Genomic DNA, 18,580 nt, shown 5'->3' on the forward strand with positions numbered 1-18,580 from the left:
CAATGACGCCCATGCTTCGATACCTGACCGCCGGAGAGTCCCACGGGCGTGCGCTCATCGCGACGATGGAAGGCATGCCGGCCCACGTCCGCGTCGGCGCCGCGGAGGTCTCCGCGAACCTCGCGCGCCGCCGCCTCGGTGTGGGACGCGGCGCCCGGATGAAGTTCGAGGCCGACGAGGTCACCCTGCTGGCGGGCTTCCGGCACGGCGAGACGCTCGGCTCGCCCATCGCGATCATGGTGGGCAACACCGAGTGGCCGAAGTGGGAGCGCGTCATGGCGCCCGAGGAGGTCGATGCCGAGGAGCTGGCCGCGCTGGCGCGCAACGCCCCGCTGACCCGGCCGCGCCCGGGCCATGCGGACCTCGCCGGCATGCAGAAGTACGACTTCGACGAGGCGCGCCCGATCCTCGAACGGGCCTCGGCCCGCGAGACCGCCGCGCGCGTGGCGCTGGGAACCGTGGCCCAGGCGTTCCTCCAGCAGGCCCTCGGCATCGAGGTCCTCAGCCACGTCGTCGAACTCGGCCCCGTCCGCGCGACCCGCGGCGACCTGCCGACGCTGGGCGACCTGCCCGCCATCGACGCCGACCCCGTGCGGTGCTTCGACGCCGACGCCTCGGTGGCCATGCAGGCCGAGGTGGAGGCCTGCCACCGCGACGGCGACACGCTGGGCGGCGTCGTCGAGGTGGTCGCGTGGGGGCTGCCGCCCGGCCTCGGGTCCCACACGCAGGGGGACCGGCGCCTCGACGCCCGCCTGGCCGGGGCGCTCATGGGCATTCAGGCCATCAAGGGCGTCGAGCTGGGCGACGGCTTCGAGCTGGCCCGCCGGCGCGGCTCCGCGGCGCACGACGAGATCCTGCCCGGCGAGCGGGGCATCGCGCGGGCGACCCACCACGCCGGCGGCACCGAGGGCGGCATGTCGACGGGCGAGGTGCTGCGCGTGCGCGCGGCGATGAAGCCCATCGCGACCGTGCCACGCGCGCTGCGCACCGTCGACACCGCGACCGGCGAGCCCGCCGCCGCGCACCACCAGCGCTCCGACGTCTGCGCGGTGCCGGCGGCCGGCGTGGTCGCCGAGGCCATGGTGGCGCTGGTGCTGGCGGAGGCGGTGCTCGAGAAGTTCGGCGGCGACTCGGTGGCCGAGACCCGGCGCAACGCGGAGTCCTACCTCGCCGATGTCGCGGCGCGCGGTCTGAGGATCGGCCGATGAGCATCGTTCTGATCGGAGCCCCGGGCGCCGGCAAGACCTCCGTGGGGAAGCGGCTGGCCCGCAAGCTGGGGCGCACGTTCGTCGATGTCGATCAGCGCATCGAGGAGGTCGTCGGCAAGCCCGTCGCGGAGATCTTCGCCGAGGAGGGCGAGGCCTACTTCCGGCAGCTGGAGCAGGAGGCCACCGTCGAGCTGCTCGAGACCTACGACGTGGTGTCGCTCGGCGGCGGCGCCGTGATGAACCCCGCCGTCCGCGACGCCCTCACGGGGCACGAGGTGATCTGGCTCAAGGTGTCCATCGGGCAGGCGACGCGCCGGGTCGGCATGAACACGGTGCGGCCGCTGCTGCTGGGCAACGTCCGCGGCCGGCTCATCGAACTGCTGCGCGAACGCACCCCGGTGTACGAGGCGCTCGCCACGCAGGTGGTCGACACCGACGGCCGCGGCAGCTCCGAGGTCGCCGACCAGCTGGCGTCGGAGCGGACTGTCGGATGAGCGTCCGCGTCCACTCGGCCCTCGGCCCCTACGACGTGCACATCGAGCGGGGAGCCCTCGACCGTCTGCCCGGTCTGCTCGGCGACGCTCACCGCGTCGCGCTCGTCCACGCCCCCGCCGTGGCGCCGGTGGCGCGCGCGGTGGCCGCCGGCCTCGACCGGCCCGTCACCCTCGTCGAGGTTCCCGATGCGGAGCGCGCGAAGACCCCCGAGGTCCTCAGCGCGTGCTGGAACGCGATGGCGGACGCGGGCCTCACGCGCAACGACGTCGTCATCGGACTCGGCGGCGGCACCACCACGGATCTGGCCGGCTTCGTCGCGGCCACCTGGCTGCGCGGCGTCGCCTACATCAGCGTCCCGACCACCGTCCTGGCGATGGTCGACGCAGCCGTCGGCGGCAAGACCGGCATCAACCTGCCTGCCGGCAAGAACCTCGTCGGCGCCTTCTACGAACCCCGCGCGGTGCTGTGCGACCTGGCGCTCCTCGACACTCTGCCCGACCGGGACGTGCGGGCGGGGCTGGCCGAGGTCGTCAAGTGCGGCTTCATCGCCGACGCGCGCATCCTGGACCTGGCGTCGGGTGACCTCGCCGACAGCACGGACACGACCGGACGCAGGTTCGCCGAGCTCGTCGAACGGGCGGTCGCCGTCAAGGCCACGGTCGTCGCCGCGGATTTCCGCGAGGCCACCTCGTCGGGTTCCCGGGTCGGACGGGAGGCCCTCAACTACGGCCACACCCTCGGGCACGCGATCGAGGCCCACGCCGGCTACACCTGGCGGCACGGCGACGCCATCAGCGTGGGCATGGCCTGGATGGCCCGCGTCTCGCGCGACCTGCTCGGACTCGACGAGTCGGCCGTCGCGCTGCACGACCACCTCCTGGGCGGGCTCGGACTACCGCTGACCTACCCCGGCGGGGCCTACCCGGAGCTACGCGCCCTCATGAGCCTCGACAAGAAGGCCCGCGGGGACCGGCTTCGGCTCGTCGGGCTCTCCGCCCTGGGCGCCCCCGTGATCCTGGACGCCCCCGACGAGACCGTCCTCGAGCGCGCCTACCGCGAGCTCGCCACCACCTGACCGGGGCGATTCCGCGCCTCGGTCGCGGATAGGAGAACACGGCGGGCTCGGGTAGACTGCCGCGTTGGCCGGACAGCGCCCCCACGACACTCGAACGAGGAGACCCCTGCATGGCGTCAACCAACGACCTGAAGAACGGAATGGTGCTCGACCTCGACGGTCAGCTCTGGCAGGTTCTGTGGTTCCAGCACCACAAGCCGGGCAAGGGCAACACGGTCGTCCGGTCGAAGCTCAAGCACGTGCTGACCGGGAAGATCATCGACAAGACGTTCAACTCGGACACCAAGGTCGACACGGCGACCGTAGACCGCCGCGAGATGCAGTACCTCTACCTCGACGGCGACGACTACGTCTTCATGGACAACACCTCGTTCGAGCAGTTCCACGTCTCCGCCGACACCGTCGGCGACGCCAAGGACTACATGCTGGAGAACCAGACCGCCATCGTCGCCACGCACGAGGGCAACCCGCTGTTCATCGAGCTGCCGGCCTCCGTCGAGCTCGAGGTCACCTACACCGAGCCCGGCCTGCAGGGCGACCGCTCCACCGGCGGCACCAAGCCCGCGACGCTGGAGACCGGCAAGGAGATCCAGGTCCCGCTGTTCATCACCACCGGCGAGCGCATCAAGGTCGACACCCGCGACGGTTCCTACCAGGGCCGCGTCAGCTCGTAGATGGACCAGCGTCACGGCTACACGACTCAGACGAAGGCCCGCAAGGCCGCCCTGGACATCCTGTACCAGGCCGAGCTGCGCGGGGCTTCGGTGAACGAGACGTTCGCGGAGCAGCGCTCCTACCTGGGCTCGCCCACGCGCGAACTGACGACCCGCATCGTGCTGGGCGTCGCCGAGCACGGCGCGGAGATCGACCGCAGGATCGCGGCCGCCGCGCCGCCCGCCTGGCCGCTTGAGCGCATGCCCGCGATCGACCGCAACCTGGCCCGCATCGCCATTTTCGAGATCGACCACTCCGACGTCCCGCCGGGGGCCGTGATCGCCGAGGCGATCCGGCTCGCCGCGGACCTGTCCACGGACGAATCAGCGGCCTTCCTCAACGGCCTCCTGGCCAAGGCCCTGGCCGACAAGCCCACGACGAACTGACCTATCTAGCGAGGTGCGCATGAGTTCCCTTCCTGCGATTCTGGTATTGGAGGACGGGCGCGTATTTCGTGGCCGATCCTTCGGCGCCGCCGGCGAGACCTTCGGCGAACTGGTGTTCTCCACCGGCATGTCCGGCTACCAGGAGACCCTGACCGACCCCAGCTACCGCGGCCAGGTGGTCCTGGCCACCGCCCCCCACATCGGCAACACCGGCTGGAACGACGAGGACGACGAGTCCTCGCGCATCTGGGTGGCCGGGTACATCGTCCGCGACCCGTCGCCGCGGCCGTCCAACTGGCGCTCGGCCCGCAGCCTCGACGCCGAACTGGCCACGCAGGGCGTCGTGGGCATCAGCGACATCGACACCCGGGCGCTCACGCGGCACATCCGCGACCGGGGCGCCATGCGGGTCGGCATCTCCACCGAGACCACCAACACCGACGAGCTCCTCGCTCGCGTCCTCCAGCAGCCGTTGATGGCCGGCCAGGACCTCACGGCCGACGTGACGACGGCCGAGCCGTACCTGGTGCCGGCGGTGGGGGAGCGGCGCTTCACGGTGGTCGCGGTCGACCTGGGCATCAAGTCCATGACCCCGACCCAGCTGTCCGCCCGCGGCCTCGACGTGCACGTCGTGCCGGCGCACGCCACGTTCGAGCAGATCGCCGCCCTCGAGCCCGACGGCGTGTTCTTCAGCAACGGACCCGGCGACCCCGCCACCGCGGACGGCCCGGTCGCCGTCCTGCGGGAGGTTCTGACCGCCGGGATCCCGTACTTCGGCATCTGTTTCGGCAACCAGCTGTTCGGCCGCGCGCTGGGCCTGGGCACCTACAAGCTGAAGTTCGGGCACCGCGGGATCAACCAGCCCGTCATCGACCGCACCACCGGCAAGGTCGAGGTCACGGCCCACAACCACGGGTTCGCCGTCGACGCCCCGCTCGACGCCGCCGCCCCGACGCCGTTCGGCGAGGTCACCGTCAGCCACGTGTGCCTCAACGACGACGTCGTCGAGGGTCTGGAGCTGCGCCGTGACGGCCACCTGGTCGGATTCTCGGTCCAGTACCACCCCGAGGCAGCGGCCGGCCCCCACGACGCCAACTACCTGTTCGACCGCTTCGTCGACGTCATGGCCGGAAAGGACGCCTGATGCCCCGTCGCACCGACATCTCCTCGATCCTGGTGATCGGGTCCGGACCGATCGTCATCGGCCAGGCCTGCGAGTTCGACTACTCCGGCACGCAGGCCTGCCGCGTGCTGCGCGAGGAGGGCTTCCGCGTCGTCCTGGTCAACTCCAACCCCGCCACGATCATGACCGATCCCGACTTCGCGGACGCGACCTACGTCGAGCCCATCACGCCGGAGTTCGTCGAGCGGGTCATCGCCAAGGAGCGCCCCGACGCCGTCCTCGCGACGCTCGGCGGTCAGACGGCGCTCAACACCGCCATCTCCCTGCACGAGAACGGGGTGCTCGCCCGCTACGGCGTCGAGCTGATCGGCGCCTCCGTCGAGGCCATCCGCCGCGGCGAGGACCGCGAGCAGTTCAAGGACATCGTGCTGTCCATGACGGACATCGCCGGGGGCAACCCGGAGGTGGCCCGGTCGCGGATCTGCCACTCCATGGACGAGGTCCTCGCGGCCGCCACCGACCTCGGCTATCCCGTCGTGGTCCGCCCCAGCTTCACGATGGGCGGCGTCGGGTCCGGCTTCGCGCACGACGAGGCCGAGCTGCGGCAGATCGCGGGGGCCGGGCTGTCGGCGTCGCCGGTGACCGAGGTCCTCATCGAGGAGTCGATCCTGGGATGGAAGGAGTACGAGCTGGAGGTGATGCGCGACAAGGCGGACAACGTCGTCATCATCTGCTCCATCGAGAACTTCGACCCCATGGGCGTCCACACCGGCGACTCGATCACGGTGGCGCCCGCCATGACGCTCACCGACCGCGAATACCAGCGCATGCGTGACGTCGGCATCGGCATCATCCGCGCGGTGGGGGTCGACACCGGAGGCTGCAACATCCAGTTCGCCATCAACCCCGACGACGGCCGCATGATCGTCATCGAGATGAACCCGCGCGTGTCGCGCTCCTCGGCGCTGGCGTCGAAGGCCACCGGCTTCCCGATCGCGAAGATCGCCGCCAAGGTCGCCGTCGGCTACACGCTCGACGAGATCCCCAACGACATCACCCGCGAGACGCCCGCCAGCTTCGAGCCCAGCCTCGACTACGTGATCGTCAAGGTGCCCCGCTTCGCGTTCGAGAAGTTCCCCGCCGCGGACCCCACACTCACCACGCACATGAAGTCCGTCGGCGAGGCCATGGGCATCGGACGCAACTTCACCGAGGCGCTGGGCAAGGCGCTGCGCTCGCTCGAGGACCCGCGCGCCCCGTTCGACTTCACCGCACCGCTCCAGCCGGTCGCCGACCTGCTCGAGCGTGCGTCGGTGCCGCACGACGGCCGCATCCAGCTGGTCATGCAGGCCATGCGGGCCGGGGCCACGACCGAGCAGGTGTTCGAGGCCACCGGAATCGATCCCTGGTTCCTCGACCAGATGGGCATCATCCTCGACATGGCCCGCGAGGTGCACGACGCGCCGGACCTGACGGCCGAGCTGCTGCGGCGCGCGAAGCGCCATGGCCTGTCCGACGCCCAGATCGCGGCCCTGCGCAACCTCACCACCGAGGTGGTGCGCGGGGTCCGCTGGGCGCTGGGCATCCGCCCGGTCTACAAGTCGGTCGACACGTGCGCCGCCGAGTTCGCCGCCGCCACCCCCTACATGTACTCGTCCTACGACGAGGAGACGGAGGTGCCGGCGCGCACGAAGGAGGCCGTCCTGATCCTGGGCTCGGGCCCCAACCGCATCGGGCAGGGCATCGAGTTCGACTACTCGTGCGTGCACGCGACCATGGCGCTGCGCGAGGCCGGCTACGAGACCGTCATGGTCAACTGCAACCCGGAGACGGTCTCCACCGACTACGACACCTCCGACCGGCTGTACTTCGAGCCCCTGACTGCCGAGGACGTGCTGGAGATCTACCACGCCGAGTTGCAGGCGGGCCCGGTCGCGGGCGTCATCTGCCAGCTCGGCGGCCAGACGCCGCTCAAGCTCGCTCAGACGCTCAAGGACGCGGGCGTGCCGATCGTCGGCACGTCCCCGGAGGCGATCAACCTGGCCGAGGAGCGCGGCGCGTTCGGGCGCGTCCTCGCGCGGGCCGGGCTGCCGGCCCCCAAGCACGGCATGGCCACGACCGCCGAGGAGGCCAAGGCGATCGCCGGCGAGATCGGGTACCCGGTGCTGGTGCGTCCGAGCTACGTCCTGGGTGGGCGCGGCATGCAGATCGTCTACTCCGACGAGGCGCTCGAGACCTACGTCGCCAAGGCCACCGAGGTGAGCGAGGACCAGCCCGTGCTGGTCGACCGCTTCCTCGACGACGCCGTGGAGATCGACGTCGACGCCCTGTTCGACGGCGAGGAGCTCTACATCGGCGGCATCATGGAGCACATCGAGGAGGCGGGCATCCACTCGGGCGACTCCGCCTGCGCGCTGCCCCCGATCACCCTCGGTGACGCCGTGATCGAGCAGATCCGGCACTTCACGCGGGCCATCGCCGAGGGCGTCGGCGTGCGGGGGCTGCTGAACATCCAGTTCGCGCTGCACAGCGACACCCTCTACGTCCTCGAGGCCAATCCGCGCGCGTCGCGCACCGTGCCGTTCGTGTCGAAGGCCACGGACACCGCCCTGGCGAAGGCCGCGGCACTCATCATGCTCGGGCGCAGCATCCGTGACCTGCGGGCGTCGGGCGCGCTGCGGGCCACCGGCGACGGGTCCACCCCGCGCCCCGGGGCCCCCGTGGCCGTCAAGGAGGCGGTGATGCCCTTCAACCGGTTCCGCACCGCCACCGGCGCCTTCGTCGACACCCTGCTCGGCCCCGAGATGCGCTCCACGGGCGAGGTGATGGGGCTGTCGGACAACTTCGGCACCGCCTACGCCAAGTCCCAGGACGCTGGCGGCGGCCCGCTGCCCACCTCCGGCAAGCTGTTCGTGTCCATCGCCGACCGCGACAAGCGGCACGCGATCTGGCCGATCAAGCGGCTGGTCGACCTCGGCTTCCAGGTGCTGGCCACCCGGGGCACCGCCTCGGTGCTGCGCCGCAACGGCGTCGCGGCCGAGGAGGTGCGCAAGCTCTCCGAGGTGCGCGAGGACGACGACCAGCCGAGCATCGTGGAGCTCATCATCTCGGGCGGCATCGACCTGATCTTCAACACGCCCGAGGGGTCCGCGTCGGGCGCCACCACCCGCGAGGACGGCTACCTCATCCGCACGGCGGCGGTGCTCGCCGACATCCCCGTCATCACGACGGTGCCCGGGCTGGCCGCGGCCACCCAGGGCATCGAGGCGCTGCAGCGCGGGGAGCTCGAGGTCCGGTCGCTCCAGGACTGGGCGCGCCGGTGACCGGCCTGGGCACGCGCGCCCTCCGGGCGGGATACCACGGCCTGCGCGCCGGGCTGTTCCGTTACGCGGGCGGGGACCCCGAGCGCGTGCACGAGGCCATGATCGGCGCGTTGGCGCGGGTCCCGGCGGGCGGCCGGCCCACCGTGGTGGATCCGGTCACGGTCGCGGGGGTCCGGTTCCCGAACCGGGTCGGCGTGGCCGCGGGCCTGGACAAGGACGGGCACGCGGCGCAGGCATGGGTGCGGTTCGGGTTCGGGTTCGCGGAGCTCGGCACCGTGACGGCGCAGGCGCAGCCCGGCAACCCCAAGCCGCGGGTGTTCCGGGCGGTCGCGTCGCGGGGCATCGTCAACCGGATGGGCTTCAACAACGCCGGCGCCGCCGCCCTCGCGGCCACGCTGCGCGCGAAGGGCGTCGAGCGGGGCACCTCGGCGCTCGGCATCCCGCTGGGGATCTCGATCGGCAAGACCAAGGCGGTGCCGCTCGAGGGCGCCACCGACGACTACCTGACGTCGCTGCGGCTGCTGGCGCCCTACGCCGACTACGTGGCGGTCAACGTGTCCAGCCCCAACACGCCGGGGCTCAGGTCCCTCCAGGCGGCCCGGGAGCTCGCCTCGCTCCTCGGACAGCTCACCGACGAGGCGACGCGGCTGTCGCCGCGGCCCGTGCCCATCTTCGTCAAACTCGCCCCGGACCTCGAAGGCTCCGACCTCGCCGAGACGATCGCTGTCCTGAACAGCTCCGCCGCGGCCGGGATCATCGCCACCAACACCACCCTGAGCCGGGACGGGCTCGCCCCCGCCGACGCCGCGCTCGCGGGCGAGGCCGGGGGCCTGAGCGGGGCGCCGCTCACCGCCCGCTCCCTCGCCTTCGTCGAGCACCTCGCCGCGGGCACCGACCTGCCGGTGATCGGGGTCGGGGGCGTCATGAGCCCGCGCGACGGCGCCCGCCTGTTCGACGCGGGCGCCAGCCTCATCCAGCTCTACACCGGCTTCATCTACGAGGGCGTCGCGCTCGTGCGCGGCCTGCACGACCTGAGGAGGTCCCGATGAGCTACGCGACCAGGCTCGCCGCCGCCACCGCCGACAGGGGACGGCTCTGCGTGGGGATCGACCCCATGCCCGCCGTCCTCGACGCCTGGGGCCTACCCCACGACGTGTCGGGTCTCGAGCGCTGCGCCCGCGGCATCGTCGAGGCGCTGGGGGAGCGGATCGCGGTCTTCAAGCCGCAGTCGGCCTTCTTCGAGGCGTTCGGGTCCCGCGGTGTCGCGGTGCTGGAGTCGGTGCTCGCCGACATCCGTGCCGCCGGCGCGTTGAGCCTCCTCGACGTCAAGCGCGGCGACATCGGATCCTCCATGGCCGGCTACGCAGCGGCGTTCCTCGGCCACGACGCGCCGCTGCGGGCCGACGCGATCACGGTGAGCCCCTACCTGGGGGTGGGGGCGTTGACTCCTGCGATCGAGGCGGCCGTGGCCGGCGGACAGGGCCTCTACGTGCTGGCGCGGACCTCCAACCCGGAGGGCGCCCCGGTACAGCTGGCCACCAGCGGCCGGTCGACGGTGGCCCAGCACGTCGTCGACACCTGCGCGGGGCTCAACGACACATCCGACAATGCGCTCGGCCTCGTCGTCGGGGGCACCCACGCCAGCCTGGGCTGCGACCTGGGCGCGTTCAACGGGTCCATCCTGGTGCCCGGCATCGGCGCGCAGGGCGGCACGGTCGAGGGCCTGGCCGATGTGTTCGGCCCCGCGCTGCGGCTGGTTCTGCCCACCGCGAGCCGCGAGGTGATCGGCGCGGGAGCCGCCGAGCTGGCCGCGAGGGCCGGCCGGCTGCTCGACGCCGTGGCCGCTCTGGACTGAATCGACGCGTATCCCCAAGCTACGGCGCAGTTCGCGGTACATTTCACCCAACCCCACCAGGGGTGGACAGTCAGAGGGTGAAGGGACCTCCCATGGCGATTCCTCAATTGAGCAGCGCTCAGCTCGAGTCGGCCCGCGAGGCGGCGACGCAGGCGCGACGCGCCCGCGCCGAGCTGAAGGAACAGGTCAAGAACGGCACGGTGTCGTTCACGGACGCGCTGGGCAGAGCCGTGGGCGACGACACCCTGTCGCGGATCAAGGTCATCGACCTCCTCCGCGCGATGCCGCGGGTGGGCGTCACCCGCGCCACAGAGATCATGGAGAACCTCCAGATCGCTCCGAACCGGCGGATCCGCGGCCTCGGCCGCCATCAGATCGACCGGCTCAACGAGTTGTTCAGCTGACTGATCTCTCCCTAAGCTCGGGCGGGTGACCTCCTCAGACGTCTGGGTGATCTCCGGCCCGAGCGCGGTCGGCAAAGGCACCGTGTGTGCCCGGCTGCGCGAGTTGTACCCGGACCCGTTCTACTCCGTGTCCATGACCACCCGGCCGCCGCGGCCGGGTGAGATCGACGGGGTCAGCTACCACTTCGTCGACGTCGACGAGTTCCGGCGCCTCATCGAAGCCGGGGAACTCCTCGAGTGGGCCGTCGTCCACGGCACGCACTACTACGGCACGCCCCGTGGGCCGGTGCTGGCCGCGGTCGCACACGGGCGTCCCGTCGTCCTGGAGATCGACCTGCAGGGCGCGCGTCAGGTCAAGCGCAACCTCCCGTCCGCCCGCCTGGTGTTCCTCGCGCCCCCGTCGTGGGACGAACTCGTGTCACGCCTCCGCGGTCGCGGAACCGAGGACGAGGCCACCCAGGAGCGGCGCCTCACCACCGCCCGTCTCGAGCTGGAGGCCCAGCACGAGGCCGATTTCGTCGTGGAGAACGCCGACATCGAGGAAACCGTCGCGGCTTTGGTAAGCTTGATGGGCCTGTGACCGGGCCGCCCGGACTCTTTCGAAGGATCATCTTGAACACTCAGCCAGAGGGCATCACCTACCCGCCGATCGATTCGCTGCTCGAGAACATCGATTCCAAGTACCGCCTGGTGCTGTTCGCCGCCAAGCGCGCGCGGCAGATCAACGCGTACTACTCCCAGCTGGGCGAGGGCCTCCTGGAGAACGTCGGCCCGCTCGTGCCCGCGGCACCGGAGGAGAAGCCGCTGTCGATCGCGCTGCGCGAGATGAACGAGGGTCTGCTGCAGTACACGCAGATCGACCCGGAGCAGGAGGCCGCCGAGCGGACCGCCGCCGACGCCGACCCGGCGTTCACCTTCGTCGATCCCTTCGCCGACACGCCGGAGCCCGACTCCGCGTCCTGAGATCGCCGCTCGCGCTCTCACACCCACGGGGGCGGCTTGTTGCCGCCATGACCAACCCACGATGCGGCTTGTCGCCGCGCTAGGAGTGCTCCCATGAGCCGTCTGTTCACCTCCGAGTCCGTCACCGAGGGCCACCCGGACAAGATCGCCGACTCCATCTCCGACGCCGTCCTCGACGGCCTCCTGGAGCAGGATCCCGGGGCGCGCGTCGCCGTCGAGACGCTCGTCACCACCGGCCTCGTCGTCGTCGCGGGCGAGGTCTCCACCACGGGATACGTCGATGTGGCCAACCTGGCGCGGCGTCGCATCCTCGAGATCGGCTACGACTCGTCGCGTAAGGGCTTCGACGGGGCGTCGTGCGGCGTGACCGTCGCCATCGGCAGCCAGTCTCCCGACATCGCGCAGGGCGTCGACGACGCCTACGAACACCGCCTCGGCTCGGAGGAGGACTCGCTCAGCCTCCAGGGCGCCGGCGACCAGGGCCTGATGTTCGGCTACGCCTGCACGGAGACGCCGACGCTGATGCCCCTGCCCATCGACCTGGCGCACCGGCTGGCGGAGCGACTCACCGAGGTCCGCAAGACCGGCGTGCTGGACTACCTGCGCCCCGACGGCAAGACCCAGGTGACCGTGGAGTACGGCGACGACGGCCGCCCCGTGGGAATCGACACCGTCGTGGTGTCGTCGCAGCACAGCGCCGACGTCGGCCCCGAGCGCATCCAGCCCGACATCGAACGCGAGGTCATCAGCCCGGTGCTCGAGCGGTACGGGTTCCACGCCCCGCGGCGGCTCCTGGTGAACCCCACCGGCAAGTTCGTCATCGGCGGGCCCATGGGCGACGCTGGTCTCACCGGGCGCAAGATCATCGTCGACACCTACGGCGGCATGGCCCGCCACGGCGGCGGCGCCTTCTCGGGCAAGGACCCGTCGAAGGTGGACCGCTCGGCCGCGTACGCCATGCGCTGGGTGGCCAAGAACGTCGTGGCAGCCGGTCTCGCCGAGCGCTGCGAGGTGCAGGTCGCGTACGCCATCGGGACGGCGCACCCCGTCGGCTTCTACCTGGACACGTTCGGCACCGCCGCCGTGCCCGAGGACCGGATCCGCGACGCGGTGCTGGCGACCTTCGACCTGCGCCCGGGCGCGATCATTCGGGACCTGGACCTGCTGCGCCCCATCTACAGCGACGTGACGGTCTACGGGCACTTCGGCAGGGAACTGCCGGTCGCCACCTGGGAGCGCACCGACCGGGCCGACGCGCTCGCGGCGGCGGTGCGGGCCTGACGATGTCCCCGCGGGTGGCGCGGGTCGCCGTGGACGTTCCGCTGGCGCATCTGGACCGCCTGTTCGACTACGAGGTCCCCGACTCCCTGGCGGAGGCCGCCGTGCCAGGCGCCAGGGTGAAGGTCCCGTTCGCCGGCACGATGCGCGACGGCTGGCTCATCGAGCTGGCCGACGGCAGCGACCTCGCCTCCCTGGCGAAGCTGCACCGCGTCGTGTCGTCCGAGCCGCTTCTGTCGGCGGAACTGCACGGGCTGATCCGCGCCGTCGCCGATCATTACGCGGGCTCCTGGTCCGACGTGGCGCGCCTCGCCGTCCCGCCCCGGCATGCCGCGACGGAGAAGGCGCCGCAGCGCGAATGGCCCGCCCCCCGCGCCGCCCCGGACGCGACGGTCCTGCCGGCATACCCGGACGGCGACGCCCTGCTGCGCACCCTCGCCGCGGGCAACGCGCCACGGGTGGCCTGGCAGGTCGCGCCGGTGTGCAACGGCCCCGGCGACCTCGTCGGCGGCGTGATCGAGGCGGCCGACGCCACCCTGCGCTCGGGCAGGTCCGTCGTGGTGGTCGTCCCCACCGCCCGCGAGTTGGCTCACGTCCTGGGGCGGTTCCGGCAGGTCTTCGGGCATGGGGCGGTCGGGGCGCTGGCGGCCGAGAACGGGCGCTCCGCCCGCTACCGCACGTTCCTCGCCGCGAGCCGCGGGCAGGCGCGCATCGTCGTGGGCACCCGCAGCGCCGCCTACGCGCCCGTGGCGAACCCGGGACTCATCGCCGTCATCGACGACGGTCACGACGCCCACGCCGAGCTCCGGGCCCCGCACCCGCACAGCCGCGCGGTCGCCGTCGTCCGGGCGGCCCGGCAGAACACCGCGCTCCTGCTCGCCGCCCACGCGCGCAGCACCGACGCCCAGGCGCTGGTGGCGCGCGGCTGGCTGCGGGACCTGTCGCTGCCGCCGGCCGAGGCGCGGCGTCTCATCGCACCCGCCAGGGCCGTCGACGATCGGGACCGCGAGCGGGACCCCGCCGCCATCGCGCTCAGGGTGCCCTCGGTAGCGTTCCGGTTCCTGCGCGACCATCTCGCCACCGGCCCGGTGCTCGTCCAGGTGCCGATGGCCGGCTATGACGCGGCCCTCGACTGTGCCCGGTGCCTCAACCGGGCGGTGTGCGGCGCATGCGGGGGCCCGCTGCGTGCCCGGGCCAAGGGCGAGCCGCAGTGCGCGGTCTGCGGCCATCGCCCGGTGCGTTGGACGTGCCCGCACTGCCACACCGGTACCCTCCGGGCGCCCCTCCCCGGCGCGGCCCGCACCGCGGAGGAGCTGGCCCGCGCCTTCCCCGGGGTCTTGGCGGTCAACAGCTCAGCCGATCGCATCCGCGACGAGGTGCCCGACGAGCCGGCGATCGTCGTCGCGACCCCGGGCGCCGAACCGGCGGCGCCCACCGGTTATGCGGGCGTGCTGATCCTCGACGGCGAGGTGACGCTGGCACGCGCCGAGCTCCGCGCCGCGGAGGAGGCGGTGCGCCGATGGACCAACGCGGCCGCCCTGGCCCGGGGCCCGCGCGACGGCGGGTCGGTGCTGATCGTGGGGCCGCCGCAGCATCCGGCGGTCCAGGCCCTGGTCCGCGCGGACCCCGTCGGGTTCGCCGAGCGGGAGCTCGCCGACCGCGCCGACGCCGGCCTCACCCCGGCCGTCAAGCTGGTTCGTCTCGTCGGCCAGCCCGAGGCCCTGCGTGACTTCCTCGACAACGACGACTGGGCCGGGGTGGATATCCTCGGACCCACCGAGGTCGGCCCCGACCGGTGGGCGGCGCTGCTGCGTGTCCCCATGGCACAGGCCAGGGACCTGACGGCCCGGGTGAAGAGCGCGGCGGCCATCCGGTCCGCGCGCAAGGAGCGGGGACTGCTCGGGATCCACGTGGACCCTGAGGCATTGGAGGACAGATGAGGATCGTGTTCGCCGGCACGCCCGAGGTGGCGCTGCCGTCGCTGGAGGCACTGCTGCGCTCGGCTCACGAGGTCGTGGCCGTCGTCACCCGGCCGGACGCGCCGGCCGGCCGCGGCCGCCGCCTGACTCCCTCCCCGGTCGCCGCCCGGGCCATGGAGTTGGGGCTCGAGGTGCTCACCCCTGCCCACCCGCGCGACCCCGGATTCCAGGACCGCCTGCGCGAGATCGCCCCGGAAGCCTGCGCCGTCGTGGCCTACGGCGCCCTGCTGCCGCAGACCGCACTCGACATTCCGGCCCACGGCTGGATCAACCTGCACTTTTCCCTCCTGCCGCGGTGGCGCGGGGCCGCGCCCGTGCAGCGGGCGATCATGGCCGGCGACGACCTGATCGGCACGGCGTGCTTCCGGATCGTCCGGGAGCTCGATGCCGGGGACGTCTACAGCATGGAGTCCCGCCCGCTGCCTGAGGCGACCGCCGGGGAGGTGTTGGCGATGCTCGCCGACTCGGGGGCGGCACAGCTGGTGGCGACGATGGACATGGTCGCGGAGGGGCGGGAGCCCACCCCCCAGCCGGCCGATGGCGTCACCGTCGCTCCGAAGATCACCGTCGAGGAGGCGCGCATCGACTGGGCCCGGCCCGCGGATGAGCTGCGCCGGCACATCCTCGCCTGCTCGCCCGACCCGGGCGCCTGGTGTGAGGTCTCCGGCCAGCGGCTCAAGGTGTTCCGGGCCCGGGCGGCGGAACCCGCCGAGCTGGCCCCCGGCGAGCTCGCTGTCACGCGGTCCGCCGTCGCGGTCGGCACCGGCGAGGGGACCCTCGAACTGCTCGAGGTCCAGGCCGCGGGCAAGCGCCGCATGCCGGCCGCCGACTGGGCGCGTGCCCTGCCCACCGGGACGGTGCTGTCGTGAGCGCGCGTCGCGTCGCGTTCGACGTCCTGCGCCAGGTCACCGGCGAGGGTGCCTACGCCAATCTCGCGCTCGCCAAGCGGCTGGCCGTGGCCGGCCTCGACTCCCGTGACGCGGCGCTCGTCACCGAGCTCGTCGCCGGGACCTGCCGCCTCATGGGGACCTACGACCGGATCATCGAGGCCGCCGGCGGCCGTGCGCTGGGCTCGCTGCAGCCCGCCGTCGTCGACCTCCTCCGCCTCGGGACCCACCAGCTGCTGGGCATGGACGTGAAACGACACGCCGCGGTCGGGACCACGGTGGAGTTGGCGCGCGGCACGGTCGGACAACGGGTGACCGGCGTCGTCAACGCCATCCTGCGCAAGGTCGCCGCGCGCACCCTCGACGAGTGGACGGACCACCTCGCGTCGGGCGCGGACGAGCGCGAGGCCCTGGCCCTGCGCGGCCATCATCCGCGATGGATCGTGGACGCGTACGCCGCCCTGCTGCCCACCGAGGAACTGCCGGCCGCGTTGGCGGCCAACAACGTCAACCCCACGCCGACGCTGGTCGTGCGTCCGGGCCTCGCCGAGGTGGCCGACCTGCTCGACGCGACCCCGACTCCGTTCTCCCCGTTCGGCGCCACATCGACCCGGCCGCCCGGCGAGCAACCGCTCGTCCGGGATGGCCGCGCGGGCGTCCAGGACGAGGGGTCGCAGCTGGTGGCCTGGGCGCTGGCCCGGGCCGACGCGCCCGAGGGGCCGTGGCTCGACATGTGCGCCGGGCCCGGCGGGAAGGCCGCCCTCCTGGCAGGTCTGGCGCGTCGGGACGGACGCTGGCTGCTGGCCAGCGAGGCGCAGGAACACCGGGCGCGCCTGGTGCGGCAGGCGCTGTCCGCCTACCCGGACGGCACCGTCACCATCACCGCCGACGGGACCGCCCCGGCGTGGGACGCCGCCTTCGCCCGGATCATGGTCGACGCGCCGTGCACCGGCCTGGGGGCGCTGCGCCGGCGCCCCGAGTCCCGCTGGCGGCGCTCACCCGACGACGTGACGGCGCTCGGCGGGTTGCAGCGCTCCCTGCTCCGGCACGCCGTGGAGTCGCTGCGGCCCGGCGGGGTGGTGGCGTACGTCACCTGCTCGCCGCACCGCGCGGAGACGGTCGAGGTGGTCGACGACGTGCTGGCCGAGATGCCCGACGCGCGCCGCCTCCACGCCCCGGATCTGCTGCCGGAGGTCCCTGACTGCGCACTCGGCGACGACGTCCAGCTCTGGCCGCACCGGCACGGCACCGACGCGATGTACCTCGCCCTCCTCACCCGCTGAGCGGGCGATAGGGTGACGGCCATGCGCATCACACCGAGCATCCTCAACGCGGACTTCGCCAACCTCGCCGCCGAGATCGCCCGCATCCCGAGCGCCGACGCCGTGCACGTGGACGTCATGGACAACCACTTCGTGCCCAACCTGACCATCGGGCTGCCCGTGGTGGAGTCGCTGCGCCGCTGCACGGATCAGATGCTCGACATCCACCTCATGATCGAGGACCCGGACCGGTGGGCGCCGGCCTTCGCCGAGGCGGGCGCCGAGTCGGTGACCTTCCACGTCGAGGCCGCCAAGGCCCCGGTGCGCCTGGCCCGCGAGCTGCGCCGCACGGGCGCCCGGGCGTCGATGGCGCTGAAGCCCGTCACCCCCATCGAGCCGTACGAGGACGTGCTCGGCGAGCTCGACATGGTGCTGCTCATGACGGTCGAGCCGGGCTTCGGGGGACAGAAGTTCCTCGATCTCGTCCTGCCGAAGATCCGCCGGATCCGCGCGCTGATCGGAAGCCGCCCCATCTGGCTGCAGGTCGACGGCGGCGTGAGCCTCGAGACGATCGGGCGCTGCGCGGAGGCCGGTGCCGACACCTTCGTCGCCGGTTCGGCCGTCTACAGCGCCGACGACGCCGACGCCATGGTCACCGCCCTGCGCGACACGGCGCTCGCCGCCCACCGGCACTGAGCCCGGGCGCCGCCTCAGCCTTCGTGGCCCCGGCGGCGCAGGAACTTCTCCAGCTCGGCCGCGATGGTGTCGCCGGTGGCCTCCTGGACCTCTTCCTGGTCCCGCGCCTCCTCAAGCTGTTCGATGTACTCCGCGATGTCCGGGTCCTGCTGGCTCAGCTGATCGACCGCGGTCGACCAACGCTCCGCCTCCTCGGGGATCGACTTGTGGTCCAAGGCGACCCGCAGCACGCCCTCGAGTTCGGTGAGCAGCGCCTCCTGGGCCTTCGGATTCGGGGGAGCGGCCACGTAGTGCGGCACCGACACCCACAGCGAGGCCGCAGGGATGCGGGCGTGGAGCATGAGCTGGCTGGCCACGCCGATCATGCCGGTGGGGCCCGTGTAGTCGTTGGGCTGGATCGACAGGCGCTGCTCGACCCCCGGGTCCGACGTGTAGAGCCCGACGGGGAGGGGGCGGGAATGCGGCGTGTCGCTCAGCATCGCCCCCAGGAACACCACGATGTCCGGCTCGACGCGCTGCACGTGGCCGATCAGCTCGGCCGCGAACGTGCGCCACAGCAGGTTCGGCTCGGGTCCGATCATGACGACCAGGTCGCGATCGGGGTGGTTGACGACCCGGATCCGCACCCCGGGCCACTCCACCCACGGGCCGTCGGCGGCGCGATGGAGCATGGGGCGGGTGGCCTGGAAGTCGTAGAAGCGCTCGTCGTCGATGGAGCCGGCATCGGATCCCGGATACGCGTCGATGAGATGGCGCAGCAGGTCGCTCGCCGCGTTGGCCGCGTCGTTCCAGCCCGAGAACCCGATCAGCACGGCGGGGTCGCGGAGGCCTTCCAGCGGCGTGAACTGCATTCATCCACCCTATCGCGGTGCCGGTAGCCTTGGCGGGTGCCCACTTCCCTCTCAGAGTTGCTCAACCGCCGTGTCCTGGTC

18 protein-coding genes are annotated in these 18,580 nt (G+C 72.4%); 17 read left to right on the forward strand and 1 reads right to left on the reverse strand.

Annotation, left to right across the window (positions count from 1 at the left end; translation table 11 throughout):
• The first annotated feature begins 11 nt into the window (after positions 1-11).
• The 17 genes from aroC (at position 12) to rpe (ending at position 17,648) form a co-directional block, all read left to right on the forward strand.
• Complete coding sequence (gene aroC / locus BCR15_RS06515; protein WP_068751371.1) at positions 12-1,208, forward strand: chorismate synthase; 1,197 nt, start codon at positions 12-14, stop codon at positions 1,206-1,208.
• Positions 1,205-1,702: a shikimate kinase gene (locus BCR15_RS06520; RefSeq protein WP_068751372.1), complete on the forward strand. Its 498-nt coding sequence runs from the start codon at positions 1,205-1,207 to the stop codon at positions 1,700-1,702. The genes aroC and BCR15_RS06520 overlap by 4 nt, the downstream gene beginning before the upstream one ends.
• A complete protein-coding gene (aroB, locus tag BCR15_RS06525) occupies positions 1,699-2,778 on the forward strand; it encodes a 3-dehydroquinate synthase (RefSeq protein ID WP_068751373.1) in 1,080 nt (359 codons plus the stop codon). The genes BCR15_RS06520 and aroB overlap by 4 nt, the downstream gene beginning before the upstream one ends.
• A 110-nt stretch (positions 2,779-2,888) precedes the next feature.
• The gene (gene efp / locus BCR15_RS06530; RefSeq protein ID WP_068751374.1) at positions 2,889-3,452 is read left to right on the forward strand and encodes an elongation factor P; all 564 of its coding nucleotides are present in this window, start codon (positions 2,889-2,891) and stop codon (positions 3,450-3,452) included.
• Positions 3,453-3,878: a transcription antitermination factor NusB gene (gene nusB, locus BCR15_RS06535; RefSeq protein ID WP_068751375.1), complete on the forward strand. Its 426-nt coding sequence runs from the start codon at positions 3,453-3,455 to the stop codon at positions 3,876-3,878.
• Positions 3,879-3,897: 19 nt separating this feature from the next.
• Entirely contained in the window at positions 3,898-5,022 is a 1,125-nt protein-coding gene (gene carA / locus BCR15_RS06540; protein ID WP_068751376.1) for a glutamine-hydrolyzing carbamoyl-phosphate synthase small subunit, read from the forward strand.
• The gene (gene carB / locus BCR15_RS06545) at positions 5,022-8,324 is read left to right on the forward strand and encodes a carbamoyl-phosphate synthase large subunit (protein ID WP_068751377.1); all 3,303 of its coding nucleotides are present in this window, start codon (positions 5,022-5,024) and stop codon (positions 8,322-8,324) included. Before carA ends, carB begins: the two co-directional genes overlap by 1 nt.
• Entirely contained in the window at positions 8,321-9,373 is a 1,053-nt protein-coding gene (locus BCR15_RS06550; RefSeq protein ID WP_078919566.1) for a quinone-dependent dihydroorotate dehydrogenase, read from the forward strand. The genes carB and BCR15_RS06550 overlap by 4 nt, the downstream gene beginning before the upstream one ends.
• Positions 9,370-10,179 carry an orotidine-5'-phosphate decarboxylase gene (gene pyrF / locus BCR15_RS06555; RefSeq protein ID WP_068751378.1) on the forward strand — a complete coding sequence of 270 codons (810 nt, stop codon included), beginning with the start codon at positions 9,370-9,372 and terminating at the stop codon, positions 10,177-10,179. Before BCR15_RS06550 ends, pyrF begins: the two co-directional genes overlap by 4 nt.
• Positions 10,180-10,271: 92 nt before the next feature.
• A complete protein-coding gene (mihF, locus tag BCR15_RS06560; protein ID WP_078919565.1) occupies positions 10,272-10,583 on the forward strand; it encodes an integration host factor, actinobacterial type in 312 nt (103 codons plus the stop codon).
• A gap of 25 nt (positions 10,584-10,608) precedes the next feature.
• On the forward strand, positions 10,609-11,163 hold the full coding sequence (gene gmk, locus BCR15_RS06565; RefSeq protein ID WP_068751380.1) for a guanylate kinase: 555 nt from the start codon (positions 10,609-10,611) through the stop codon (positions 11,161-11,163).
• Between the two features lie 29 nt (positions 11,164-11,192).
• On the forward strand, positions 11,193-11,546 hold the full coding sequence (gene rpoZ / locus BCR15_RS06570) for a DNA-directed RNA polymerase subunit omega (protein ID WP_068751492.1): 354 nt from the start codon (positions 11,193-11,195) through the stop codon (positions 11,544-11,546).
• 93 nt (positions 11,547-11,639) lie between these two features.
• Positions 11,640-12,827, forward strand: a complete 1,188-nt coding sequence (gene metK / locus BCR15_RS06575) for a methionine adenosyltransferase (RefSeq protein WP_068751381.1) — start codon at positions 11,640-11,642, stop codon at positions 12,825-12,827.
• Between the two features lie 2 nt (positions 12,828-12,829).
• On the forward strand, positions 12,830-14,764 hold the full coding sequence (locus BCR15_RS06580) for a primosomal protein N' family DNA-binding protein (protein WP_068751382.1): 1,935 nt from the start codon (positions 12,830-12,832) through the stop codon (positions 14,762-14,764).
• Positions 14,761-15,672, forward strand: coding sequence for a methionyl-tRNA formyltransferase (gene fmt, locus BCR15_RS06585; protein ID WP_068751383.1), 912 nt, complete (start codon positions 14,761-14,763; stop codon positions 15,670-15,672). Before BCR15_RS06580 ends, fmt begins: the two co-directional genes overlap by 4 nt.
• Entirely contained in the window at positions 15,669-16,973 is a 1,305-nt protein-coding gene (locus tag BCR15_RS06590) for an RsmB/NOP family class I SAM-dependent RNA methyltransferase (RefSeq protein WP_228383409.1), read from the forward strand. Before fmt ends, BCR15_RS06590 begins: the two co-directional genes overlap by 4 nt.
• 21 nt (positions 16,974-16,994) lie before the next feature.
• The gene (rpe, locus tag BCR15_RS06595) at positions 16,995-17,648 is read left to right on the forward strand and encodes a ribulose-phosphate 3-epimerase (RefSeq protein ID WP_068751385.1); all 654 of its coding nucleotides are present in this window, start codon (positions 16,995-16,997) and stop codon (positions 17,646-17,648) included.
• A 14-nt stretch (positions 17,649-17,662) separates the two neighbouring features.
• Here rpe and BCR15_RS06600 read toward each other — a convergent pair whose 3' ends face one another.
• Complete coding sequence (locus BCR15_RS06600; protein WP_068751386.1) at positions 17,663-18,499, reverse strand: proteasome assembly chaperone family protein; 837 nt, start codon at positions 18,497-18,499, stop codon at positions 17,663-17,665.
• Positions 18,500-18,580: the final 81 nt, after the last annotated feature.

Source organism: Tessaracoccus lapidicaptus, assembly GCF_001693815.1.
In the GTDB taxonomy this organism is placed as follows: domain Bacteria; phylum Actinomycetota; class Actinomycetes; order Propionibacteriales; family Propionibacteriaceae; genus Arachnia; species Arachnia lapidicapta.